Here is an 18,420-nt window from a genome sequence, read left to right on the forward strand (position 1 = left end):
TGAGGATATGTCAAAAGAGATAACAAAAAAGCGTATAGAAGAACTACGTGATTTGTTAAATACATTTAACTATCAATATCACGTATTAGACAATCCTTCTGTTTCTGATGCGGAATATGACCGTAATATGCAGGAGCTTATAAAATTAGAAGAAGAGAACCCAGAGTTTATGAGTGAAGACTCTCCATCCATTCGCGTTGGGGGAACTGTACTTGATATATTTGAAAAAGTAACACATAAATCACCGATGTTAAGTTTAGGTAATGCATTTAATGAAGGTGATCTACGTGATTTTGACCGAAGAGTACATCAAGGAATTGATGATGCGAATGTAAGATATATATGCGAATTAAAAATTGACGGGCTTGCTGTTTCACTTCATTATGAAAAAGGACGCTTTATTCAAGGCGCAACACGTGGTGATGGTGTAACGGGGGAAGATATTACCCAAAATTTAAAAACGATTAAAGCAATTCCACTTCGATTAAATGAAGAAGTAACGTTAGAAGCACGCGGCGAGGCTTATATGCCGAAGCGTTCATTTGTTAAATTGAATGAAGAAAAAGAGCAAAATGGTGAAGATGTATTTGCGAATCCACGTAATGCAGCAGCAGGTTCGATACGTCAACTAGATACAAAAATTGCAGCGAAGCGTAACCTATCTATGTTTGTGTACGGTCTTGCGAATGTAGAAGAAAAAACGATCCCATCGCATAGTGAATCACTTGATTTCTTAGGTGAACTTGGATTTAAGACAAACCCAAATCGCCGTACATGTGAAACAATCGAAGAGGTTATAGCTTATGTAGAAGAATGGCAGGAAAAACGTCCGAATCTTGATTATGAGATTGATGGAATCGTTATAAAATTAGATGATGTTGCTCTTCAAGAAAGTTTAGGAACTACAGCAAAGAGTCCGAGATGGGCAATTGCTTATAAATTCCCGGCTGAAGAAGTTGTAACAAGGTTAACAGGGATTGAATTAAGTGTTGGTCGTACAGGGGTTGTAACACCGACTGCAGAGCTAGAGCCAGTACGAGTGGCTGGTACGATTGTTCGTCGTGCCTCTTTACATAACGAGGATTTAATTCGTGAAAAAGACATTCGAATTGGCGACTACGTTGTTGTGAAAAAGGCTGGAGATATTATTCCTGAAGTTGTGAACGTTATTTTGGATAAACGTACTGGTGAGGAAGAAGAATATCGCATGCCGACGCATTGTCCAGCATGTGAGAGTGAGCTAGTTCGTTTAGAAGAAGAAGTAGCACTTCGTTGTATAAATCCAACTTGTCCTGCCCAAATTCGTGAGGGATTAATTCATTTCGTTTCAAGAAATGCAATGAACATTGACGGACTTGGAGAGCGTGTCATTACACAGCTCTTTGATGCAGATTATATTCGTACGTTTGCAGATTTATATGCATTGACGAAAGAACAATTACTACAATTAGAGCGTTTTGGTGAAAAATCAGCAACAAATTTAGTACAAGCAATTGAGAACTCTAAAGAAAACTCATTAGAGCGATTATTATTCGGTCTTGGAATTCGTCACGTCGGGGCAAAAGCAGCCCGTACGTTTGCGGAGCATTTCGAAACGATGGATGCGCTTGTGAAAGCGACGGAAGAAGAACTAAAAGGAATTAATGAGATTGGTGAAAAAATGGCTCAATCCGTTGTAACATATTTCGATAATGAAGACGTATTAGAGCTATTACAACAATTTAAAGAGTATGGCGTGAACATGGTATACAAAGGTATAAAAATTGCTGATTTACAAAATGTTGAATCGTACTTCGCAGGAAAAACGGTCGTCTTAACAGGGAAATTAGAAGTTATGGGACGCAGTGAAGCGAAGAAGAAGATTGAGGCATTAGGTGGAAAAGTAACAGGAAGTGTTAGCAAAAGCACGGATTTAGTTGTTGCTGGTGAAGCTGCTGGCTCAAAATTAGCGCAAGCAGAGAAGCACAATGTTACAGTTTGGAATGAAGAGAGGTTCTTACAAGAGCTAAATAAGTAAGAGGTGCAAACTTACCATGAAAAAAATAGCATTAGCGGTATTAAGCCTTGGCCTACTTGTAAGTGGGTGTAGCGCAGGTGCCGACAAAGATGAAAAAGTGGTTGAGAAATCGGGGAAAGCAAAAGAGCAAGCAATCGTCCCAAAATACTCTATTTCGGATGAATATTATAAGACAACTGTTCCATTTGACGCAGGAGCGGCACGTGGTTTAGTTGTACAAGGGCTAAATACTCGCCTTGATATAGATGAATTTGAAACAGGACTAATGCGTATTGCGAAAGAATCATTTAGTACGAAAGATTATTTCTTTAAAGGTGGCAGTGTTCTAGATGCAAAAACTGTACAAATGCTTGTCAAAAGAAAGCGTACAGATGCTCAACAAAAGGAACTAGAGGACAGTTTAAAAAAAGATGCGGTTAAATTTCCTAACATAGGGTTAAACCCAGCGTTAGGTGAAGGATCCGAATCACTAGAAGTGAAAAATAAAAAAAATCCAATATATATTTCAAATATTTTAGAGCATGATTATTATGTGAAAAAAGGCGAGAAAGATGTTGAACGTGGTGGCATTGTAGTTGGATTAGCGATGAATTCTGTTCAATATTATGAGGAAGAGCATGGCTATCCGCGTGAGGCTGCAATCCCGGACGAAAAAATGTTAGCTGAAGGGAAAAAAATGGCACAAGAAATCTTGAAAGTCATGCATCAAAAAGACCCTAGCACAAAAAATGTCCCGATAACATTTGCGATTTATCGCCAAGCTCCAAAGTCTTCACTCGTACCAGGTAATTTTGTTTCTTATGCGAATGTAGAAAAAGGTAGTGAAGCGGTTGAGGATTGGAAACAAATTAATGAGAAATATTATTTGTTCCCATCTGAACAAGCGAAAACGGATAATAAACGTGAAGATCTTGCAAGAGTATCAAATTTTAAAGCAAAACTAAGCGATTACTTCCAAGGTGACTATACGGCTGTTATCGGTACTGGTATGTATAAAGATGATGAACTAAAAGAAATGAAGCTTGAAATTCCTGTCCAATTCAATGGGAAAGCTGAAATAATTGGTTTTACACAATATGTAGCAGGGCTTGTTATGGAATACTTCCCGAATTACATGAAAGTACAAGTAACGATTAAATCTGTAGAACGTCCAGAAGCTATTATTATACGTGAAGCGAAGCAAGATGAACCATTGGTGAAAATTTTAGATTAAATAGGAGGGCTGTTCCTTTTGGAACAGCTTTTTTTCTTGAGGAATTTTGTTATAATTTAAAATGTTATAAATAATGGGGTAAGGGGTAAAGCTCATGGACGAATTAAGTTTTCAAGTCATTATTTTATTAATTGCATTCGGTTTTTTAGCAGCTTTTATTGATTCAGTTGTTGGAGGGGGAGGGTTAATTTCGCTTCCTGCGCTTATGTTTGTTGGTTTACCACCAGCTTCGGCAATTGCAACGAATAAATTAGCTGCAACAATGGGGACGTTCACGAGTGCAGTTTATTTTATTCGATCAGGAAAGGTCGATTTTAAAATTGTAGGAAAGTTAATCCCATTAACTATCATTGGAGCAGTTGCAGGTGCTTTAGTAGTAAAATTTATTCCACCTGATATTTTGCGTCCACTAGTACTCGTAATGTTGGTTTTTATTGCTATTTTTATTATTTCAAAAAAAGATTGGGGAAGTGTATCTACCTATAAAAAGATGACAAAAGGAAAAACATTAATATTTTTCTTAGTTATTTTAATGATAGGGTTTTATGATGGTTTTTTTGGACCGGGGACAGGATCCTTTTTAATTTTTGCATTTTTATTAATTGGTTTGGATTTTATTCAAGCGGCAGCATCTGGAAAACTTTTGAATTTCGTTAGTAATATAGTATCTTTAATTACTTTTTTATTTTTAGATGTAATTCATTTTGAATACGGTATTATTATGGGGTTATCAATGATTTTAGGTGCTTATTTTGGATCGAAGTTTGCTATTCAAAAAGGTGTTGGATATGTAAGGACTTTATTTTTATTAGTTACTATTTTATTAATAGGGAAAAACATTTTGGAATATACTCATGTTTTGTAGATTCATACGTATGTATGAATCTATTTTTTTTATTATATTTTAAAAATTAATTAATTTTTAAAATATAAGTCTAGGAATATTTGAATAAATCTAAATTATCGTGTAGAATAATGTTGTAAAATGTAAACGTTTTTCTAAGGGGAGGCTAAAAAAATGGTAGTAGCATACAAACATGAGCCATTTACAGATTTTTCAGTAGAGGCTAACAAATTAGCGTTTGAAGAGGGTTTAAAGAAAGTAGAATCTTATCTTGGACAAGACTATCCATTAATTATCGGGGGAGAAAAAATCACTACAGAAGACAAAATTGTTTCTGTAAACCCTGCAAATAAAGAGGAACTTGTTGGTCGCGTTTCAAAAGCAAGCCGTGAATTAGCTGAAAAAGCAATGCAAGTAGCGGATGAAACATTCCAAACTTGGAGAAAGTCAAAACCAGAAATGCGTGCAGACATTTTATTCCGTGCTGCAGCAATCGTTCGCCGTAGAAAACATGAGTTCTCTGCTATTCTTGTAAAAGAAGCGGGTAAACCATGGAATGAGGCAGATGCTGATACAGCAGAAGCAATCGACTTTATGGAATATTATGGTCGTCAAATGTTAAAATTAAAAGACGGTATTCCAGTAGAAAGCCGTCCAATTGAATATAATCGTTTCTCTTACATTCCATTAGGAGTAGGTGTTATCATTTCTCCTTGGAACTTCCCATTCGCAATTATGGCGGGTATGACAACAGCTGCTTTAGTTTCTGGTAACACAGTATTACTAAAACCAGCTAGTACAACTCCTGTAGTAGCAGCGAAATTTATGGAAGTATTAGAAGAAGCTGGCTTACCAGCTGGCGTAGTAAACTTCGTTCCAGGTAATGGTTCTGAAGTTGGTGACTACTTAGTAGATCACCCTCGTACACGTTTTGTTAGCTTCACTGGATCACGCGATGTAGGTATTCGTATTTATGAGCGTGCAGCAAAAGTAAATCCAGGACAAATTTGGTTAAAACGTGTTATCGCTGAAATGGGCGGTAAAGATACAATCGTTGTTGATAAAGAAGCAGATCTTGAATTAGCAGCTAAATCTATCGTTGCATCAGCATTCGGATTCTCAGGACAAAAATGTTCTGCATGTTCTCGTGCAGTAATCCATGAAGATGTATACGATCACGTATTAAACCGTGCTGTTGAATTAACAAAAGAATTAACAGTTGCTAACCCAGCTGTATTAGGTACAAACATGGGTCCTGTTAATGACCAAGCTGCATTCGATAAAGTAATGAGCTATGTTGCAATTGGTAAAGAAGAAGGTAGAATTCTAGCAGGTGGCGAAGGAGACGATTCTAAAGGCTGGTTCATCCAACCAACAATCGTTGCTGACGTTGCAGAAGATGCTCGCTTAATGAAAGAAGAAATCTTCGGACCAGTAGTAGCATTCTGTAAAGCAAAAGACTTTGATCATGCACTTGCAATTGCAAACAATACAGAATACGGTTTAACAGGAGCAGTTGTTTCTAACAACCGTGACCATATTGAAAAAGCACGTGAAGAATTCCACGTTGGTAACTTATACTTCAACCGTGGATGTACTGGTGCAATCGTAGGTTACCAACCATTCGGTGGCTTTAACATGTCTGGTACAGACTCTAAAGCTGGTGGCCCTGATTACTTAGCACTTCACATGCAAGCAAAAACTACTTCTGAAACTTTATAAGAAATAGTAGAAGAGATCTTCGCAGTCAGCGAAGATCTCTTTTTTTTGAAAAACCTTCTATATGTGGATTAAGATAGATATAAGTAGAAAAACTAATAAAGTAATAAAGTTTATTTCAGTAAAATAAGGTATATTATATTTGTTGAATAGATTCTCTTTAAAGACAAGAAAAGTAGGTGAACAAAGTGGGAAAATACCAATTGGATTACAAAAGTCAGGTAGCTGTGGCAAAGTTTCATGAAAAACAGACGCCTGCCAAATTTGATAAAAAGCAGCAACTTGAAAAATTGCGTGCGGAGTATTTGAAAAAGAAGCAAAAACAAACAGATAAATAATACGTTACGTTTTCCAGAATTTTTCTGTATATGGCGCGAGCAAACACAAGAAAATAGGTAAGTTATTCATCGTTCAAATATATATAAATCAGTAGTTTATGTCCGCTAATACTTAACGTAAGTTTTTGTTCCATTGCTACACATACCCATGTTTTTGATCAAACGTTATTTTAAAGATACAACAAATAATAGAGCCTATATCGAAAAGTACTTGGCCATTGAAGATACAGGCTTTATTTTTCCATAGCCATTTATAGTTATATATATTTAACGTTTTGGACAATGTATGCTTTAACGTACCCTATAATAGGGGAAACTAGTTCATTTGAATTGAAAGTAATTACCATATATTACTATGAGGTGATTAGAACTAGCTAAACCCTATTAATACCGGGGTAAACATGTAAATAGAAACAAAACAACGAGAAAAGTTGACTTATTAGTCACATTTTTTAGTATTCATTTTAAGGATTTACTGTATAATACAATTTGAAAGAAAATCTATGGTTTGACAAGAAACACTCTTTTCGGTTTTGCTCACTGAATGGAGTGTTTTTTTGTAGTTAAAAACTCTTCCGTACTCATTACATTTGCATACACTCCATTTAAACTTGCCAGAATTGTATTGTGAATATAAACAGCTGGTATAGTAGCGTTTTTAAATGAAAGATCTTTTGTAGCACAAGCATCATGTATAACGGTACATTGAAAGCCGAAATCAAAAGCAGCCCTTACGGTAGCATCAATACACATATGGGTCATCATCCCGCATATGACGACGTGCTCAATGTCTAAACGCTGTAATTGTTCTAGAAGATCAGTTTCTCGGAAGCTATTTGGATAATGTTTGAGTATAACCATTTCTTCTCTAAGTGGACGGACATTTTCGTGAATATGTACACCTTCTGTATTTGGTAGAAAAAAAGTAGCATCATCTTTTATTGCTACATGTTGGATATGAAAAATAGGTTTGTTTTTTATTCTAAAGTGTTGCAATAGCTGACTAGCGTATTCACTTGCTTCTACTGGATTACGCAATTCCATCTTTCCATTTGGAAAATAATCATTTTGAATATCAACGAGTAAAAGAGTTGTTTTCATATATTTATCTTCCTCCAATTTCATATTCAAATAATGTTATTCAATTCATAGAGAAGATTCTCCTGTTTAAAAATATGAGGGAGAAGAATTTTACATAACTTTAAAGATTACTATTTTTTTATTATTTTTTATTCTAAAATTTCAATAAAGAAATAATTAATATTTTTCCGAAAAATATATTGACTCTTATTATTCAGAGTTCTATAATGAGAATTAATTAAACGACAATTAAATCGATACATTCTTATCCAGAGAGGTGGAGGGACTGGCCCTACGATACCTCAGCAACGGGTTTTTTTAATACCGTGCTAACTCCAGCAAGCCTATAAAGGCTTGGAAGATGAGAAGATGTGAATGAGTACATATAAGTGCTCTCCTTCTTATCTTTATGGTTGATAAGAAGGAGAGCACTTTTTATTTTACCTCGAAAGCTCTCCTTCAAGTTTTTATAGCATATAGGAGGGAAGAAAATGATTTCTTTTAACAATGTAAGTAAAGTATATGAATCAGGTGGGCAATCTGTTCATGCGGTGGAGGATGTAACGTTATCAGTTGAGAAGGGCGAAATTTTTGGCATTATCGGTTTTAGTGGCGCTGGAAAGAGTACGTTATTACGCTTAGTAAACATGTTGGAAAGACCAACTGCGGGAACGATTTCAATAGATGATAAAGATATTACATCATTGTCGACGAAAGAATTACGTAAATTAAGACAAAGAATCGGGATGATTTTTCAAAGCTTTAATTTATTTAATTCAAGAACAGTGTTTGGAAATATTGCTTATCCATTAAAGTTAGCGAAAGTACCAAAGAATGAGATCAAAGAAAGGGTAAATGAACTGCTGAAGTTTGTAGGGTTAGAAGATAAAGCAAACTATTATCCAGAGCAGCTATCAGGCGGACAAAAGCAACGTGTTGGGATTGCAAGAGCACTTGCAACATCGCCGGATATTCTTATATGTGATGAGGCGACATCAGCTTTAGATCCAGAAACAACGACAGAAATTTTGAACTTATTGAAAAAAGTAAATCGAGAATATAATTTAACAATTCTTCTTATTACACATGAAATGCATGTGGTGAAAGAAATTTGTCACCGTGTAGCTGTAATGGAGAAGGGAAAAGTTATTGAAGAAGGAAAACTGTTTGATGTTTTCACACAACCAAAAACAAAGACGACTCAAAATTTTGTACGTTCTGTTATTAATGATCATTTACCAGAAAGTGTTCTAGCGAAAATTCAAAATGGTGGACAGATTTATCGTTTAACGTTTACTGGTGAGGAGACAGGACAGCCGGTACTATCATATATCGCGAAAAATTATAACGTCGATGTAAACGTACTGTACGGAAATATTATTGAACTTCAAAATGTGTTATTTGGAAATCTTCTTGTAGAATTGCAAGGTGAGCAAAAGGAAATCCAAAAAGCATTACAACATCTAAGACTGCAAGTGCAGCTGAAGGAGGTAGAAGCTCATGCGAGTTGATTGGAGTATATTTTGGCCTCGTATATTAGATGCGACGGGGGATACCCTCTTAATGGTAATTGTAACCCTTATATTTGCTACAATTCTTGGTATACCTCTAGGTTTACTTTTATATGTAACACGTAAAGGGAACTTTTTAGAAAATAAATGGGTCTTTTCAATTCTTAATGTCATTATTAATACAATTCGTCCGGTTCCGTTCATTATCTTTTTAGTAGCTTTAAGTCCGATAACAAGAAGCGTAATCGGAACGACAATTGGAACAGCGGCAGCGATCTTCCCAATGACGTTAGTTGCATCAATTGGTATTGCTAGAATGGTTGAAACAAATCTTGTTTCTGTTCCGAAAGGGGTAATTGAAGCAGCGCAAGCGATGGGAGCTTCACCACTTAGAATCGTTTTTGAAATTCTTGTGCCAGAAGCGTTAGCACCATTGATCTTAGGTGTCACGTTTATGACGGTTGGTTTAATTGAATTTTCAGCAGTTGCTGGACTTGTCGGTGGTGGCGGTCTTGGCGACTTAGCGATGACATATGGTTATCAACGTTTTGATACATCAGTTATGTTCGTAACGGTTGTTTTACTTATTATTCTCGTACAGATAGCTCAAAATTTAGGGAACTACTTTGCGAAAGTCTTTTTACGCAGATCATAAAAAGGAAGAGGGGAAAATAAAATGAAGAAAATTTTAGCGTTTGCATTATCAGCGATTGTAGGAATTTCAGCATTAAGCGGCTGCTCAGATGCAGGAGCGAAAGAGAAAGTAGTTCGCGTCGGTGTAACTGGAACTGATGGAAACGCTTGGGAAATTGTAAAGGAAAAAGCTGAAAAAGAAGGGATTAAAGTTAAATTGATTGAGTTCTCTGATTACACAACGCCAAATAAAGCGTTAGCTGATGGAGACATTGAACTAAATGCCTTCCAACATGTTGCTTTCTTAGAGCAATTTAAAAAAGAGCATAAATTAGATATTACAGCTGTTGGTACAACACAAATTGCACCAATGGGCTTATACTCTGAAAAATATAAGAAGGCAAATGAAATCCCAGATGGTTCAGAAATCGCTATTCCGAACGATCCAACGAACCAAGCACGTGCATTAAAACTTCTTGATGCAGCAGGTTTATTAAAGCTTAAGAAAGACTTTGGCTTATTTGGAGATCCAAGTGGCATTGCTGAAAATCCGAAGAAGTTAAAAATTACACCGGTTATCGCACAGCAAACACCTCGTGTTCTAAAAGATGTAGCAGCTTCAGTTATTAATAACGGTGTTGCGGGTCAAGCTGGATTAGATCCAGCGAAGGATCCAATTTTCTTAGAAGATCCAAAGGATGAAAATGCGAAGGCCTATATTAATATTTTCGCAGCTCGTACGAAAGATAAAGATGATCCAACACTGAAAAAAGTAATTGAACTATATCATTCAAAAGAAGTAACAGATGCAATTAAGAAAGAAACAAATGATGGTTCCATTTCAGTAGATCTTTCACTTGAGGAGCTTGAAAAAATCGTAAAATAATTATTGGGTTTAATGGACTAATAGAAGGAACCCCTCCGCTGTTAGTTCGTTCAACATATAATCTACTTAACAAACCCTAATTCTGTATCTTCTAATTTTGTATAACGTAGAATCCAATGTTTGTTAAGTAGAGTGATGGACCAGGAGTTTTCCTGGTCTTTTTTTTTGTTATTCAATTACAATACTTTTTAAATTATCTTCAGGATGCTCTTGTTCTTTCGGATAAGCAGCTAGCTCCTCTTGCAAAATATTTAGCATTTGCTTAGCTGATTGCTGGATTGGATCAGGTAGCTCTTCTAATATATGCATACCGACTTTTATCTTGGTCCGAATTACCCTTCGTAGTAGTTCTTCATGCATGTACTACACCTCCAAACCGAATGTTTAGTACATCTTCTTCAAATTTTGCTCCTTGAATAGAAAGATGTGTTAACGTTTTTGGTAATGTGATGTTCCGTTTAACAGAACCAGCTCGAATGATAAGCTCATCACCTTTTTGATTTAATGAAAGTTCACTTTTGTTTGAGAAGGGAATGGAAAGAACGAAAATATATTCATCGCCATCTTTTTTTACATATTGTGTGCGGCCGTTAAATTTTACTTCAGTAGGACAAGGATCAGTTTTAAATAGAGCATTTCCTACACGCTCTAACATAGGTAAACCAACAACTTCTTGTTCAAACATCGGGGCTTCGTAAATAGGAAGTGGCTGAAAACTATCTTGAATTAATGCTTTATATTTCTTTTGTGTATCTTTCCATGCTTGAAAGTAAGGATCGGTGACAGTGTTAGGGATGACGCGGTTAATCATAATGGCATCTACGTTATAATCGTATAAGTTTAAATACGTAAAGCTGCGCTGAGCTTCTTTAATGACCATTTTTTCAGGATTTACAACAACGCGAATACTCGTTACTTCTCGGTTTGATAAAATATCCCGCATTTCTCCGAGTTGTTCTAATGTATTTGTTAATTCATCCATAATATCGTCTGTTGGGAGAGGGACGCCGAGAAGGGGTTGTGCTACAGGACGGACGACTTTTAAAACCTTTCTTTTAATAGGAAAGAGTTTTTCCATCCACCAGCCGAGCATGTCTGGAAAGCTGAGCATTGCTAAAGTTTCTCCTGTTGGTGCGCAATCAATAATGATGACGTCATAGGTGTTTTGTTTATAGTAATCGAGTACTCGAAGTAAGCTAATTAAATCTTCCATACCAGGAAACATCGTTAATTCTTCTGTCGTAATATCATCAGCTGCTTTAGAAGTGAAGAGCAGTGTAATGTATTTCTGCAATTTACCCCAGCCTTTTTCCATTTCATAAATAGTATTAATTTCTTGTGCCCATAAATTTTCTCGAATTTCTAATGGCTCAGAAGATAGCTTTATACCAAATGAATCTCCTAAACTATGAGCGGGATCTGTACTCATTACTAAAGTTTTTAAACCCCGTTTTGCACTTTGAAGCGCCGTTGCTGCTGAAATGCTAGTTTTTCCTACGCCGCCTTTACCTGTATATAAAATAATTCTCATCATCATATCCCCTTTGTTTCGAGTGTCGAATATTACGAGTTACGAAATAAAATATTGAATAAAAACCCAGCTAGGGTTTTATTCAATCGGAATGTTTTTCATTTTAGGTGTAGAAACCTTTTCTTCTGTTTTTTGTTGTGCCGTAGCGATGTGATTCATAATTTTTTGGAAGATTTGTAGTAAGAATGCTTTTTCTTCCTCTGACAATGCCTCCGTCACTAGGCTAAAGTAATGGGCTGCATTTTGTTTTACCTCTTGAACGAGCATTAAGCCGTTTTCTGTTAAACGAATTAATACAATACGTCGATCGTTTTCATCACGGTACCGTTCAATATACCCTTTTTTTACAAGGCGATTTACAACGCCTGTCGTTGTACTCATCGGTATATCAAGAAGGTCAGCAATTTTTGTCATTGTGATATTTGTATTTCGTTCCATCCAAAGTAAACAAAATACTTCTGTCTTGGAAAGTGTTAAATCAAGGCTTACCCATTCTTCAGGATAGAAAAGTTTCTTGGCGTTATCTAGCAGTAAGTCTAAAAAATGTTCATATTGCAACAATTATTTCCACTCCCGTATATTTCGAGGTTCGTAATATTTGTTTTTATTTTATGCGGAATTGAAATAAATGTCAATGATTTTAACTGTTTTTTCGGATTAGACAGAAAATTATATTCAAAATGGAATTTTTTTATGGTAGATTAATAAATAGAAAAAGATATTTTACATAAAAATCCATCATGATAAATATATTTATCTATAATGGGTGTACAGCTAACGAGGGGGAGAACGATGAGAAGACGAAATACGCAAGCGTTCACGTTTTTAGCATGGACTTCATTTGTTTGTGCGCTTTCAGGTATGCTAATTGGGATTTATACGTTAGATGAAACGCTTAGTGTAAAAGGATACTATTTAATTGGAACATTATTTTTAACGATGTCTTGTTTTGTATTACAAAAAACAATTCGTGATAATGAAGAAGATAACGAGAGATTTCCGAAAAATGAACCGCTAGATAAAGACTAAATTGTAAAGAAAGGCATTTGCCTTTCTTTTTTTATGTAAAAATGCTGTAAGTGCTATGTGTTGACTTGCTTGAAGTACTGAAAATTTGGTATCATCAATAGTATTGTAGATTGAACGATATATTATGGAGGTGGCCTAGCCGTGTCAAGAATTTCCGTTGAGAATGTAAAGCACGTTGCACATTTAGCACGTCTTGCAATTACTGATCAAGAAGCAGAAAAATTTCAAAAACAACTAGATGCAATTGTTACATTTGCAGAACAGTTAAATGAATTAGATACAACAGATGTAAAACCAACAACTCATGTATTAACTATGAAAAATGTTATGCGTGAAGATGTACCTGAAAAAGGTTTACCAGTAGAAGAAGTATTAAAAAATGCACCGGATCACAAAGATAATCAAATCCGTGTTCCAGCAGTATTAGAATAGAGGAGGGGAATTTCGATGTCATTATTTGATCATTCGGTATCAGAGTTACATAAGAAGTTAAACAACAAAGAAATTTCCGTTACGGATTTAGTAGAAGAATCTTACAAACGTATTGCGGATGTTGAAGATAACGTAAAAGCTTTTCTTACATTAGATGAAGAAAATGCACGCGCGAAAGCGAAAGAATTAGATGCAAAGATTGGTGCTGAAGATAATGGGTTATTATTCGGTATGCCAATCGGTGTAAAAGATAACATTGTAACTAACGGTCTTCGTACTACTTGTGCGAGCAAAATGTTAGCAAACTTCGATCCAATTTATGATGCGACAGTTGTGCAAAAGCTAAAAGCTGCTGACACAGTTACAATCGGTAAATTAAATATGGACGAGTTCGCAATGGGTTCTTCAAATGAAAACTCAGGTTTCTACGCTACGAAAAATCCATGGAACTTAGATTACGTTCCAGGCGGATCTAGTGGTGGTTCTGCGGCAGCTGTAGCAGCAGGAGAAGTATTATTCTCTCTAGGTTCTGATACAGGTGGTTCTATCCGTCAACCAGCTGCATATTGCGGCGTTGTAGGTTTAAAACCAACTTACGGACGCGTATCTCGTTACGGATTAGTAGCATTCGCATCTTCACTTGACCAAATCGGACCGATTACACGTACAGTAGAAGACAATGCATACTTATTACAAGCTATTTCAGGTATTGACCGTATGGATGCAACTTCTGCAAATGTTGAAGTTGGAAACTATTTAGCTGGCTTAACAGGCGACGTTAAAGGTTTACGCATTGCTGTACCAAAAGAATACTTAGGCGAAGGTGTTGGCGAGGAAGCTCGTGAGTCAGTATTAGCTGCTTTAAAAGTATTAGAAGGTATGGGCGCAACTTGGGAAGAAGTATCTCTTCCGCACTCTAAATACGCTCTAGCAACGTATTACTTACTATCTTCTTCTGAAGCATCTGCTAACCTTTCACGCTTTGATGGCGTACGTTACGGTGTTCGTTCTGATAATGTAAATAATTTATTAGATCTTTACAAAAATACACGTAGCGAAGGTTTCGGTGATGAAGTAAAACGTCGTATTATGCTTGGTACATTTGCTCTTAGCTCTGGTTACTATGATGCATATTACAAAAAAGCACAACAAGTACGTACATTAATTAAGAACGACTTTGAAAATGTATTTGCTAACTATGATGTTATTATTGGACCAACAACGCCAACTCCGGCATTTAAAGTGGGCGAAAAAGTGGACGATCCAATGACAATGTATGCAAATGACATTTTAACAATCCCAGTAAACTTAGCGGGTGTTCCAGCGATTTCTGTTCCATGTGGATTCGGTGCTAACAACATGCCACTTGGTCTACAAATCATTGGTAAACACTTCGATGAAGCGACAATTTACCGCGTTGCACATGCGTTTGAGCAAGCAACAGACTATCATACAAAAAAAGCAAGTCTGTAAGGAGGCGAGCATAGATGAATTTAGAAACAATTATTGGTTTAGAGGTTCACGTTGAGTTAAAAACAAATTCGAAAATTTTCTCTGCGAGTCCAACAGAATTCGGAGCGGAGCCAAATACACAAACAAGTGTAATTGACTTAGGATACCCAGGGGTACTGCCTACTTTAAATAAAGAAGCAGTTAACTTTGCAATGAAAGCTGCAATGGCATTAAACTGTGAAATCGCAACGGAAACAAAGTTTGACCGTAAAAACTATTTCTACCCAGATAATCCGAAAGCTTACCAAATCTCTCAATTCGATAAGCCAATTGGAGAAAATGGTTGGATTGAAATCGAAGTAGACGGTAAAAAGAAACGTATCGGTATTACACGTCTTCATTTAGAAGAAGATGCTGGTAAATCAACGCATACAGCTGATGGTTCATTAGTAGACTACAACCGTCAAGGTATGCCTTTAATCGAGATCGTATCTGAGCCAGATATGCGTACGCCAGAAGAAGCATACGCATACTTAGAGAAGTTAAAATCAATCATTCAATACACTGGCGTATCTGATTGTAAGATGGAAGAAGGTTCTCTACGTTGTGATGCGAATATTTCCCTTCGTCCAGTTGGACAAGAGAAGTTCGGTACAAAAGCGGAACTGAAAAACTTAAACTCATTCACTTACGTACAAAAAGGTCTTGAGCATGAGCAAGTACGCCAAGAAAAAGAATTATTATCTGGTGGTATCATCCAACAAGAAACACGCCGTTATGATGAAGCAACGAAAAAAACAATCTTAATGCGTGTGAAAGAAGGATCTGACGATTACCGTTATTTCCCAGAGCCAGACCTAGTTGAACTTTACATCGATGATGAGTGGAAAGAAGCAGTACGTGCTTCTATTCCGGAACTTCCAGATGCACGTAAAGCTCGCTACGTTGCAGAAATTGGCTTACCAGCTTATGATGCACACGTATTAACATTAACGAAAGAGATGTCTGATTTCTTTGAAGCAACAGTTGCAGACGGTGCTGATGCGAAATTAACATCAAACTGGTTAATGGGTGAAGTGCTTGCATACTTAAACAAGCAACAAAAAGAATTAAAAGACGTTGCATTAACGCCTGCTGGTCTATCTAAAATGGTTCAATTAATTGAAAAAGGTACAATTTCTTCTAAAATCGCGAAGAAAGTATTTAACGAATTAATTGAAAAAGGTGGAGACCCAGAAGAAATCGTTAAAGCGAAAGGTCTTGTTCAAATTTCTGACGAGGGTACACTTCGTAAAGTTGTAACAGAAATTCTTGATAATAATGAGCAATCTATCGAAGACTTTAAAAACGGTAAAGACCGTGCAATTGGCTTCTTAGTTGGTCAAATTATGAAAGCTACAAAAGGACAAGCAAATCCACCGCTTGTTAATAAAATCTTACTTGAAGAGATTAATAAGCGATAAAATAGTAGTGAATTGTAAAGATTAAGCAGAAAAACACCCATACATGGGTGTTTTTCTAGGTTAATCAAACGTTTGTTTAAATGAGAAAAAATCGTTTAAACAAACGTTTGATTAACTGTCAAAAGTGGAAAAATGTTTGTATAGCAACTATGGTATGATAGTTGCAAAAAGGTGGGAATAATGATAAATCTAAACATAGAGGTTTTTTTCATCTCATGAAGTAATAGATAGTTATTATTCGTTATATGTAAATTGTTATGAGGAAAATAGATGGACATAAATTTTTTTGTCAAATAAAACAAAACCATTGAAATGAATATTGCTTTTGATGGACTACACGAATCGGGTTCTTACTGCCTGTTTGAGCGGGATAAAAGAAGGATAGGAAGATGAGAGGAGGTAGGCATAGGAATACTGAATAAAGTTTCGGTATGTTCTTTTTCAATGAATAAAGAAATTTCCTGTGCTAATAAATGATGAAGCGAGCAAGAATTATTTATAATCCTACTTCTGGGCGTGAGCTATTTAAGAAGAGCTTACCAGAAGTATTACAAAAACTAGAACAAGCTGGATATGAAGCGTCTTGTCATGCGACAACTGGTCCTGGAGATGCGACTGTGGCAGCAAGGCAAGCTGCGGATCGTAAGTTTGATGTTGTTATCGCAGCTGGTGGTGATGGTACATTAAATGAAGTGGTGAACGGTTTAGTAGGACATGAGCATCGTCCAAAGTTTGGAATTATTCCAGTTGGAACGACAAATGATTTTGCACGTGCGATCGGTGTACCTCGTGTTATTGAAGAGGCTGCGGATATTATTTGTGAAGGAACAACGGTACCGTTAGATCTTGGTAGAGCGAATGATACATATTTCATTAATATCGCTGGTGGCGGCCGTATTACAGAATTAACATATGAAGTACCAAGCAAGCTAAAAACGGTATTAGGCCAACTTGCTTACTATTTAAAAGGAATCGAAATGTTACCATCATTACATCCAACGTATGTTGAAATCGAGTATGATGGGAAGTTACTACAAGAAGAAATTACGATGTTTTTAATTACAAATACTCGTTCAGTTGGTGGATTCGAAAAGGTAGCACCGTATGCATCTATTAACGATGGGTTATTTGATTTATTAGTACTGAAAAAGGGGTCTATCGCAGATCTAATTAAAGCAGCAACGCAAGCACAACGCGGTGAACATATTAATAATCCGAAAGTATTATATACACAAGCGAATCGAATTAAAGTTCATTCACCAGATAAACTAATGATTAATTTAGACGGTGAATATGGTGGAGATGCCCCAATGGAATTTGAAAATATGTACCATTGTCTCGAATTATTCGTTCCTGAACATCAAGAGGATGCCCTGTAAAGGCATCCTTTTTCTTTGTGTAGAGGAATTGTAAATTGGAAGTTATTTTGGTTTTTATGGTATTTTTACAATTCGTTTATTTTATATACATATTTTATTGGTACACTGGAGGAGATAAGAAACGAGAGGTAGGGTTCTATGGAGAAGGTAAAAGCAATACTATTTGATAAAGATGGGACATTAATGGATTTTCACTCAATTTGGATAAAAGTAGCTGAAGAACTTGTAGCGGACTGTATAAAATTATATCAACTCCCAGAGTCAATGCAGCAAACTTTATTAAAAGAGATCGGTGTGGAAGGGGCATTTGTTCACCCACGTAGCGCACTAGCAGCTGGAACAAGCCTCGATATAGCAAAGGGGCTTTGTAAGTATATTACGTCATCTAAGGAAGAGGAGATGCATGAGTGGGTAAGTGGAAAATTATTTTCACTTATGTACGAGCACCGTTCCTATATGAAAATGACGGCGGATTTACCGAGAATTTTACAAATTTTAAAGGATAGAGGATTTATTTTAGGTGTTGTGACAGCTGATGATTTTGCACCAACAGAATTATTTTTAAAACAATATCAATTAGAGTCCTTTTTTGATTATGTTGTAACTTCAGATACATTTCCAGCACAAAAGCCGGATAAAAGAATTATAGAATCTTTTTGTGAAAAGTTTCGTTTAGAATCGTGTGAAGTGGCAGTCGTTGGAGATACACCAACTGATTTACATTTAGCTAAAAACGGTGATTGCTATGCAATTGGAGTACTATCTGGTACAGGAGATCGTCAAACTTTAGAACCACTTGCGGATTTAGTAGTACAATCTGTTGGGGATTTTATTTCTCATTCAGGTGAGTTTATTTTGGAACAAGGAAAGTCTAATGTGTGAGAAAAATAAGT

The 18,420-nt window shown here is 36.1% G+C and carries 18 protein-coding genes and 1 riboswitch; of the genes, 14 read left to right on the forward strand and 4 right to left on the reverse strand.

What is annotated here, in order from left to right; all coding sequences use genetic code 11:
* The first annotated feature begins 7 nt into the window (after positions 1 to 7).
* The 5 genes from ligA (at position 8) to COC96_RS27670 (ending at position 6,131) form a co-directional block, all read left to right on the forward strand.
* Positions 8 to 2,017 (forward strand): NAD-dependent DNA ligase LigA, encoded by a 2,010-nt coding sequence (ligA, locus tag COC96_RS24940; RefSeq protein WP_098769580.1) that lies wholly within the window; start codon positions 8 to 10, stop codon positions 2,015 to 2,017.
* A gap of 16 nt (positions 2,018 to 2,033) precedes the next feature.
* Positions 2,034 to 3,230: a CamS family sex pheromone protein gene (locus tag COC96_RS24945; protein ID WP_098269730.1), complete on the forward strand. Its 1,197-nt coding sequence runs from the start codon at positions 2,034 to 2,036 to the stop codon at positions 3,228 to 3,230.
* Positions 3,231 to 3,324: 94 nt separating this feature from the next.
* Complete coding sequence (locus tag COC96_RS24950; protein WP_098269729.1) at positions 3,325 to 4,095, forward strand: TSUP family transporter; 771 nt, start codon at positions 3,325 to 3,327, stop codon at positions 4,093 to 4,095.
* A gap of 153 nt (positions 4,096 to 4,248) precedes the next feature.
* A complete protein-coding gene (gene pruA / locus COC96_RS24955; protein WP_098769582.1) occupies positions 4,249 to 5,796 on the forward strand; it encodes an L-glutamate gamma-semialdehyde dehydrogenase in 1,548 nt (515 codons plus the stop codon).
* A 185-nt stretch (positions 5,797 to 5,981) separates the two neighbouring features.
* Positions 5,982 to 6,131, forward strand: coding sequence for a hypothetical protein (locus tag COC96_RS27670; RefSeq protein WP_000521653.1), 150 nt, complete (start codon positions 5,982 to 5,984; stop codon positions 6,129 to 6,131).
* A 537-nt stretch (positions 6,132 to 6,668) separates the two neighbouring features.
* On the opposite strand, the gene COC96_RS24965 is transcribed toward COC96_RS27670, so the two are convergent.
* Positions 6,669 to 7,232, reverse strand: coding sequence for a cysteine hydrolase family protein (locus tag COC96_RS24965; protein ID WP_098769584.1), 564 nt, complete (start codon positions 7,230 to 7,232; stop codon positions 6,669 to 6,671).
* A 241-nt stretch (positions 7,233 to 7,473) separates the two neighbouring features.
* A riboswitch (SAM riboswitch) is annotated at positions 7,474 to 7,579 on the forward strand.
* 123 nt (positions 7,580 to 7,702) lie between these two features.
* On the opposite strand from COC96_RS24965, the gene COC96_RS24975 reads away from it, so the two are divergent.
* From COC96_RS24975 to COC96_RS24985, 3 genes are read left to right on the forward strand one after another with little or no spacing between them, the layout of a single operon-like run.
* Positions 7,703 to 8,722 (forward strand): methionine ABC transporter ATP-binding protein, encoded by a 1,020-nt coding sequence (locus tag COC96_RS24975; RefSeq protein WP_098769586.1) that lies wholly within the window; start codon positions 7,703 to 7,705, stop codon positions 8,720 to 8,722.
* Positions 8,712 to 9,377 (forward strand): methionine ABC transporter permease, encoded by a 666-nt coding sequence (locus COC96_RS24980; RefSeq protein ID WP_001261873.1) that lies wholly within the window; start codon positions 8,712 to 8,714, stop codon positions 9,375 to 9,377. The genes COC96_RS24975 and COC96_RS24980 overlap by 11 nt, the downstream gene beginning before the upstream one ends.
* A gap of 21 nt (positions 9,378 to 9,398) precedes the next feature.
* Positions 9,399 to 10,241: a MetQ/NlpA family ABC transporter substrate-binding protein gene (locus COC96_RS24985; RefSeq protein ID WP_098769588.1), complete on the forward strand. Its 843-nt coding sequence runs from the start codon at positions 9,399 to 9,401 to the stop codon at positions 10,239 to 10,241.
* Positions 10,242 to 10,409: 168 nt separating this feature from the next.
* On the opposite strand, the gene COC96_RS24990 is transcribed toward COC96_RS24985, so the two are convergent.
* The 3 genes from COC96_RS24990 to COC96_RS25000 all read right to left on the reverse strand — a co-directional run bounded on the left by COC96_RS24990 (position 10,410) and on the right by COC96_RS25000 (position 12,333).
* Positions 10,410 to 10,601, reverse strand: a complete 192-nt coding sequence (locus COC96_RS24990; RefSeq protein ID WP_097904981.1) for a DUF3926 domain-containing protein — start codon at positions 10,599 to 10,601, stop codon at positions 10,410 to 10,412.
* Positions 10,594 to 11,775: an ArsA family ATPase gene (locus tag COC96_RS24995; protein ID WP_097904980.1), complete on the reverse strand. Its 1,182-nt coding sequence runs from the start codon at positions 11,773 to 11,775 to the stop codon at positions 10,594 to 10,596. Before COC96_RS24995 ends, COC96_RS24990 begins: the two co-directional genes overlap by 8 nt.
* A 75-nt stretch (positions 11,776 to 11,850) precedes the next feature.
* The gene (locus tag COC96_RS25000; RefSeq protein ID WP_098269722.1) at positions 11,851 to 12,333 is read right to left on the reverse strand and encodes a MarR family winged helix-turn-helix transcriptional regulator; all 483 of its coding nucleotides are present in this window, start codon (positions 12,331 to 12,333) and stop codon (positions 11,851 to 11,853) included.
* A 231-nt stretch (positions 12,334 to 12,564) separates the two neighbouring features.
* Here COC96_RS25000 and COC96_RS25005 point away from each other — a divergent pair, with 231 nt between their 5' ends.
* From COC96_RS25005 to COC96_RS25030, 6 genes are all read left to right on the forward strand, one after another.
* Positions 12,565 to 12,801 carry a YiaA/YiaB family inner membrane protein gene (locus COC96_RS25005; RefSeq protein WP_001254392.1) on the forward strand — a complete coding sequence of 79 codons (237 nt, stop codon included), beginning with the start codon at positions 12,565 to 12,567 and terminating at the stop codon, positions 12,799 to 12,801.
* A gap of 141 nt (positions 12,802 to 12,942) precedes the next feature.
* A complete protein-coding gene (gene gatC / locus COC96_RS25010; protein WP_000086999.1) occupies positions 12,943 to 13,233 on the forward strand; it encodes an Asp-tRNA(Asn)/Glu-tRNA(Gln) amidotransferase subunit GatC in 291 nt (96 codons plus the stop codon).
* Between the two features lie 15 nt (positions 13,234 to 13,248).
* Positions 13,249 to 14,706 (forward strand): Asp-tRNA(Asn)/Glu-tRNA(Gln) amidotransferase subunit GatA, encoded by a 1,458-nt coding sequence (gene gatA / locus COC96_RS25015; RefSeq protein WP_000051449.1) that lies wholly within the window; start codon positions 13,249 to 13,251, stop codon positions 14,704 to 14,706.
* Between the two features lie 14 nt (positions 14,707 to 14,720).
* The gene (gatB, locus tag COC96_RS25020; RefSeq protein WP_001047683.1) at positions 14,721 to 16,148 is read left to right on the forward strand and encodes an Asp-tRNA(Asn)/Glu-tRNA(Gln) amidotransferase subunit GatB; all 1,428 of its coding nucleotides are present in this window, start codon (positions 14,721 to 14,723) and stop codon (positions 16,146 to 16,148) included.
* Positions 16,149 to 16,621: 473 nt separating this feature from the next.
* On the forward strand, positions 16,622 to 17,527 hold the full coding sequence (locus tag COC96_RS25025; protein ID WP_098269721.1) for a diacylglycerol kinase: 906 nt from the start codon (positions 16,622 to 16,624) through the stop codon (positions 17,525 to 17,527).
* 138 nt (positions 17,528 to 17,665) lie between these two features.
* On the forward strand, positions 17,666 to 18,409 hold the full coding sequence (locus tag COC96_RS25030) for an HAD family hydrolase (RefSeq protein ID WP_098269720.1): 744 nt from the start codon (positions 17,666 to 17,668) through the stop codon (positions 18,407 to 18,409).
* Positions 18,410 to 18,420: the final 11 nt, after the last annotated feature.

It is taken from the genome of Bacillus cereus, from assembly GCF_002577405.1.
GTDB lineage: Bacteria > Bacillota > Bacilli > Bacillales > Bacillaceae_G > Bacillus_A > Bacillus_A cereus_AU.